This window comes from Syntrophorhabdaceae bacterium (assembly GCA_028713955.1).
Lineage (GTDB): Bacteria > Desulfobacterota > Syntrophorhabdia > Syntrophorhabdales > Syntrophorhabdaceae > UBA5609.
The window spans coordinates 1-6,431 of the sequence record JAQTNJ010000185.1 but is presented as its reverse complement, the minus strand read 5'-3'; the positions used below and the strand labels follow the sequence as shown (position 1 = coordinate 6,431).

Annotated in this window: 7 protein-coding genes; 3 read left to right on the top strand and 4 right to left on the bottom strand. The window is 52.6% G+C overall.

Translation table 11 applies throughout. From position 1 onward, the window contains the following. The 3 genes from ruvB to PHU49_13105 form a co-directional block, all read right to left on the bottom strand. Positions 1–1,022: Holliday junction branch migration DNA helicase RuvB (ruvB, locus tag PHU49_13115; GenBank protein MDD5244948.1), on the bottom strand; the 1,022-nt coding region annotated here is incomplete at its 3' end. Beyond that, positions 1,019–1,633 carry an OB-fold domain-containing protein gene (locus PHU49_13110; protein MDD5244947.1) on the bottom strand — a complete coding sequence of 205 codons (615 nt, stop codon included), beginning with the start codon at positions 1,631–1,633 and terminating at the stop codon, positions 1,019–1,021. The genes PHU49_13110 and ruvB, both read right to left, overlap by 4 nt. Next, positions 1,630–2,115, bottom strand: coding sequence for a crossover junction endodeoxyribonuclease RuvC (locus tag PHU49_13105; GenBank protein MDD5244946.1), 486 nt, complete (start codon positions 2,113–2,115; stop codon positions 1,630–1,632). Before PHU49_13105 ends, PHU49_13110 begins: the two co-directional genes overlap by 4 nt. Positions 2,116–2,549: 434 nt before the next feature. Here PHU49_13105 and PHU49_13100 point away from each other — a divergent pair, with 434 nt between their 5' ends. The 3 genes from PHU49_13100 to PHU49_13090 are packed head-to-tail and all read left to right on the top strand — an operon-like array spanning position 2,550 to position 6,177. Then, the gene (locus tag PHU49_13100) at positions 2,550–4,229 is read left to right on the top strand and encodes a 50S ribosomal protein L11 methyltransferase (protein MDD5244945.1); all 1,680 of its coding nucleotides are present in this window, start codon (positions 2,550–2,552) and stop codon (positions 4,227–4,229) included. Further along, positions 4,226–5,092: a ChbG/HpnK family deacetylase gene (locus PHU49_13095; protein MDD5244944.1), complete on the top strand. Its 867-nt coding sequence runs from the start codon at positions 4,226–4,228 to the stop codon at positions 5,090–5,092. Before PHU49_13100 ends, PHU49_13095 begins: the two co-directional genes overlap by 4 nt. Then, the gene (locus PHU49_13090; protein ID MDD5244943.1) at positions 5,089–6,177 is read left to right on the top strand and encodes a glycosyltransferase; all 1,089 of its coding nucleotides are present in this window, start codon (positions 5,089–5,091) and stop codon (positions 6,175–6,177) included. Before PHU49_13095 ends, PHU49_13090 begins: the two co-directional genes overlap by 4 nt. Before the next feature lie 40 nt (positions 6,178–6,217). Here PHU49_13090 and PHU49_13085 read toward each other — a convergent pair. Beyond that, positions 6,218–6,431: hypothetical protein (locus tag PHU49_13085; GenBank protein MDD5244942.1), on the bottom strand; the 214-nt coding region annotated here is incomplete at its 5' end.

Genomic DNA, 6,431 nt, shown 5'->3' with positions numbered 1-6,431 from the left:
GTGTCCTGCTTGCCTTTCATGGCGATATTGAGATGAGAAAATGCCTTTTCCGAGGCCTTTCTCCCCTGCGAGGTGCGTGTGACAAAACCTATCTTGAGCAGGTACGGTTCAACAACCTCTATGAGGACATCTGATTCAAGCTGTAGTGTTGCCGCGAGCGCCTCGATACCCACGGGTCCGCCTTTATAGTTAAGGATGATCGTCTGCAACAACCTTCTGTCAACATCTCCAAGACCGCATTCATCGATACCTTCGAGGTTAAGGGCCTCTATGGCCACATCCCGCGTTATGACCCCTTCTGCCCTTACCTGGGCATAATCACGGACACGCTTGAGCAGGCGGTTCGCTACCCTCGGAGTGCCCCTGGCCCGCTTTGCCATCTCGTATGATCCGCCTTCCTCTACAATAATTCCCAGTATCGACGCCGAGCGCCGGATTATCTTTACCAGGTCTTCTTCATGATAGAAATCAAGGTCCCTCACGATGCCGAAACGTTCCCTCAATGGTGAGGACAGCAAACCTGCCCGTGTCGTAGCACCGATGAGGGTGAACTGTTCCAGTCTGAACCGGTGGGTCCTCGCGTGAACGCCTTTATCAAAGATAAAATCAACGGCAAAATCCTCCATTGCAGGGTACAGGAACTCCTCAACGATCTTGGGTATGCGGTGTATCTCATCGATGAAAAAGATATCACCCCGTTCCATGTTGGTCAAAAGGCCCATCAGGTCACCACCCTTTTCAAGAGCCGGCCCTGATGATGTAATGATCCGCGATCCCATCTCATTGGCAATGATGTGCGCGAGGGTCGTCTTTCCGAGGCCGGGAGGGCCGTTCAGGAGGATGTGCTCCAGCGGCTCACCCCTTTGCAGCGCCGCTTCGATGGCTATTTTAAGGGTCTCGACGATCTTGTCCTGCCCGATGTACTCTTCAAGCATTTTCGGACGGAGCGTTACGGCCTGTTCACCGTCAAGAACACTCTCTTTTTTCAATATCTCAGAAAGGTTTTCTTCTTCGTGGATCATGTCTTCTGTCCTCTGTACACCTCTTCGAAGAGCTCTTCGGCGGAGCTGATCTGCGGATTCCTCTTGAGCGCCTCTTCTATCAACTGTCTCGCCTCTATCATCTTATGCCCCAGTTGTGTTATAAGGACGTTTTCGACCTCTTTCCTGAAATCCTCCATGATCCTCACGGGTACGTGGACTTCACGCATCAGTGCATATTTGGCAACCTTCCCTCTCAGTGTCGCAACGATCTTCTCTGCCTTCCTTTCCCCGATCCCTTTCAGTTGTTTCAGGGCTTTTATATCGCGCTCCTCAATGTCGCGGGCAATCTCCCGGACCGGTTTTGTCAGCGCCTTCACCGCGGCCATGGGTCCTATGTCCTCGACAGATATGAAGCGTTCGAAAAACTCCCTGTCCAGATCGCTCCCGAAACCGACGAGGACCGGCTTGGGCTGCCTCTCTGTCTGGTGATAGGAGATATAGAGGCTCAGTTCATCGTCCGGTTTCTTCGTCTTCAGGATCTCATTCATGACATAAGAGGGGATCATCACGTCATAACCTATCCCGCCCACCAGCAAGGTGACGCGCTCATCGTGGATGTTTTTCAGTATCCCTTCAAGGTAAGATATCATCCTTTCACCCCCGCTACGTTCCTGTAGAATGCTGCCAGGGCAACTGCAAGGGCATCGGCCGCATGAAAGGACCGGATATCGTCGATCTTCAGCAATGTCTGCACTGCCTTTTTGATCTGGGCCTTCCCGGCGCCGCCGTACCCTACGAGCGAATTCTTTATCTCTTTTGGCGTTATCTCAATCATCCTTATATTATTCTGTTGAACAGTAAGATAAATAACACCAAGCACCCCTCCCAATAATATACCAGCTTTGGGGTATCTCACCAACGAAAATATATTCTCTATGGCAACAAAATCCGGTTTTATCTTTTGAACAAGCCGGCTCATGTCTGTGTGGATCTGGAAAAGCCTTCTGGCAACTGCTTCTCCTGGCGGCGTTTTGATATATCCGCAGGCAAGGAGCGACTGCTTCTTTCCGTCAAACCTGACCGCACCAAACCCCGTATGTGCGAGCCCCGGATCTATACCAAGGATAACCATTCTGCGCTCCAAAGCTCATCATAACAGCGATGCGGGTTTTTGTAAATGAATAAGTAAACATCAAAAACCGGTAAGTCGTGAATCGTAAGTCGTAAGGGAATGAACCCCGTGAAATTGAAATGTGATGTTTTGTCATTGCGAGCCCGCAGGGCGTGGCAATCGCATCTTTTGAGATCGCCACGTCGCTTCGCTCCTCGCGATGACAGTAATATTTTAAACGTTGAACAGGTTTTGTCCTTCCCCTTATACCTCACGACGGTTTGCTCAGGACAACCCGACATCACGTTCTCAAAACGTATTCGGATTAAAACAAAATAGACTAAACAGACTAAATAGACCAGATAGACCATGATTTCTGATGCCTGACGCCTCGCGATCTTTTTCTACTCCTGTAACCAAAAGCTATGATACAATACCAAAATCACAGGTCTCAAATGCGTATAGCGATCATCCATACTGTCGGCTCACCCTGCCATTGCGCGGAGTATATCGCGGGCGGATTGAAAACACTCGGCCATGAACCTGTTATTATAAATGCCGACGGGATTGAAGTCCGTGCCCGTGAGATCTCGCGGACATGCGATCTGGTAATCGACCATACCGATACGTTCAGGGGACGGGGGCTTTTCCGTTCCTATGTTCGCCTCGTCCTCGAAACACATGGTGCGCGGCTTGCAGGCTCTGACGCGAAGACATGCCTCCTTGCCGACCACAAGGCATTGGCGAAGACGTACCTCTCCCGGTCAGGCATACCAACACCGCCCGGCATCACGGTCGCCTCCAGAGAGTTTACCATCCCTGAATGGCTGCAACCCCCATTTATAGTGAAACCCGCTTTTGAACATATGAGCCGCGGCCTTTACCGCGCCATGACAGAAAAGGATGTGAAAGACATTGCGGCAAGGCTCCTCCACGACCTCTCCCAGCCTGTCATGATAGAGATGTATATACCGGGAAGGGAGCTTGCTGTCTCTCTTCTGGATGGAAGCGGCGGCCCGGAGGTTCTGCCTCCCCTCGAATGGCTGCCCGGCACGGCGGGATCGATCCTGACCGAGCCATTCAAGCTCAGAGAGCCGGTTGGCAAGCGAGATGATGTTGTCGTCGCTGGATTATCTCCCGATCTCCTCATTGAACTCACCAACCTTGCCAGGCTCGCCTTCAAGACGCTCAATCTCCGCGACTACGCGCGTTTCGATGTAAGGCTTTCGCCGGGCGGGACCTTCTATTTCCTTGAGGCAAATATCACGCCAAGCCTTGAACCGCTTGAAGCGCTGTCCCTTTCAGCACAATGGGCAGGGCTTGAATACCCGGCGCTTCTCGACCGGATACTCGCCGCTGCGTTGCAACGATACAAAGACAACCACGCGGGGAGATCGCAAACAACAACGATCCAACTTCCGTCAGGCCCTATGACGCTCGAAACACCGGAAGGCGTTCATGCGCCCACCGCCTCCAGCGTACAGCTCGCGAAACACATTGACGTCAGGCCCGGCGAATGTGTCCTTGACCTCGGCTGCGGATCAGGGGTCCTATCAATAGCGGCGGCGAAGCTCGGGGCAAGACTGGTCATGGCCACAGACCTAAGTTCCGAGGCCCTTGATGCTGCGAAGGCCAACGCATTCAGCAACGGTGTGCGGGACAAGATCGTCACCCTTGCCTCCTCGTGGTACGATGGCCTCGAAGAACACATATTGAAGATGTATGGCATCCGGTGGTTTGACGTCATAATAGCGACACCGCCGCAGACACCGGGACCAGGGATGTTCGGCCCGAAATTCGGTGGGCTGCATGGGATCGACAAGCTCATGGCAATTATAGAAAACGCCCCGCTGTTCCTGGAGCCGAAGAGCGGCAGGCTGTGGCTTCTCGCGATAACCCTCGCCGATACGGCAACGCTGCTCGCGCGGCTCCGTCAGAAGTTCCTTGATGTCTCGATCGTAAATGAGACGGAACGCGTCTTTACATACGAAGAATACAATCTACTGGAACCGGGTCTCTTCGACTATCTCACCATGCTGCGTGATACGGGTATTGCTGCTTTCAGGGAACTCGGGAATGTCACCGGCGCATTCCGCAACCTCGTTATCCGGGCCTGCGGATTGCGTTCTCCATGAAACATATTATTATAAATGCCGATGACCTTGGCGCCGACGAAGCACGCAATGAAGGCATCCTCGAAGCTATCCGGGCAGGAACAGTAACAAGCGTCAGCATACTCGCCAACGGTCACGCGCTTGAAGACGCGCTTCAACGCATCCGGTCGCTTGGTCCTTCAAGGATCTCCTTCGGCATCCATTGTAATATCTCTGAAGGGAAACCGCTTTCGACCGGCCTCCGTGTCCTCACGGGTCCCGACGGGTCTTTTCTGAAAAAGACCGCTGCGCTCCGCCTGCTGATGCAGGAGAGCAATGAAGCCCTTGAACATGAGATAGCCCTCGAACTGGATATACAGATAAAAATCCTGAAAGACGCAGGTCTTCATCTCACCCATATAGACGGCCACCATCATGTCCACGTCTTCCCTGCTGCGATAGAAGCAGTCTGCGCGGCAGCCAAAAAACACAGTATCCCCTGGGTGCGGATCCCCGATGAGCCTGAACCTCTTTCCGGTAAGGATGATATCCCCGACAGCCTCATAGAAGAAGCCGGGGGCTTCAGCAGTGTCGCCCGGTCTGCGCGCTCTCACATCAGGGATACAGGGTTAAAGGCTGCCGATCATTTCCGCGGTCTCTACCTGAAAGGAAGGATCTCGCTGCCTCTCATGCAAAGGACCCTGGAAAAACTTCCGCCGGGGTTGACAGAGATCATGGTCCACCCGGGTCGCGCGTTCACCGATAATCTCACGGCAGGACCGTTTTCGTCGTTCTCTACAATAGACAGGGAAAGGGAGCTTGATGTCCTCCTGAGCGAAGAATTTCGTCTCACTTTATCACACATCGGTGTTATAATTATCCCATTTTCGGAGGCAGATAGTTGAACAAAGGATTACGAATCTTGATACTTTCCCCGACAGCCTTTCCGTCCATAACAGGGAATGCGGCAACAACAGAACGCTGGCGGCAATCACTGGAGAATAAAGGCTGCACGATACAGGTTATGGCCACCCGTGATCTCAACGTAACGGATCTTCTCGATGCAATACAATACTTTAAACCGGATATCATCCATGCCTATCACGCTCTTCATTCCGGGGTCTTTCTTTTGGACCCGCGTGTGTCGGAGGCCTGCGATGGTCTGCCCATTGTGGTCTCTCTGCCCGGAACCGACGCTGATCTTGAAACGGCAACTCCGAACAGGAAAGACACTATACTGAAGGTTTGCCGGAATGCTAACACCATTACCGCCCAGAGCAACATTATCATCGACCACTTGAAAGCCAACCTTTCAGAACTCGATGACCGCATCTTCTATGTACCCAAGGCGCCATCGTGGATTGGCAACGATGTCTTTGACCTCCGGGGCTTCGCCGGATGCAGACCAGGGGACGTCCTCTTCTTCCTCCCGGCAGGCATACGTCCCGTAAAGGGGAACCTTGAATGCCTCACGGCATTTAAAAAGGTCCGTCAAGCCAGTCCCAGGGCCAGGATAGTCTTTGCAGGTCAGATACTCGACACTGATTATGGTACGCTCTTTCAGGAGGAGCTCACAGGATGCACTACATTCGCCTCCTGGATCCGGTCGATAGCGCCTGCAGCTATGCGGGCCGCCTACGAAGGGGCGGATATCGTCCTCAACAGTTCTTTCTCGGAAGGATTGTCAAATGTGCTCCTGGAGGCAATCTCAGCAGGAAAGCCCCTGCTGGCGTCCGACATCCCGAGCACCAGGCGGCTCGTTCTCGGCGAACAAAAGAACGTGCCATGCGGCGTTCTCTATAATCCCCATGACCCTGATGATCTTTGCAGGAAGGCGCTGGAACTCATCAACAACGAATCCCTCAGGGGATCCATGGCAGGGGCAGCGAGAAACAGGGCACTCGTATTGCCCACACCTGCCGACGAAGCTAACGCCCTTATCGAGGTATATAAAACAGCTAAGAGCGGAGAGCTGAGAGCGAAGAGTTAAATGCAGTGTTTTTCTGCTCTCCGCTCTTAGCTCTCTGCTCTTAGCCCTCTGCTCTCGGCTCTCCGCTGCTTTGCTGCTTGCCATTCTCACCGTCTTCTGCTATATTTTCCTGATGCCGCTTACCTTTGATTCTCTCAGTCACGGTGAAATAGCGTTCGGTTTTTTTAATATTGAAACCGATATGCTGATCCTTGAAAACTATTTTTTCTTTGCAAGTGATTTTTGCAGGGACGTCGTCAATATTGCCGCAGGAT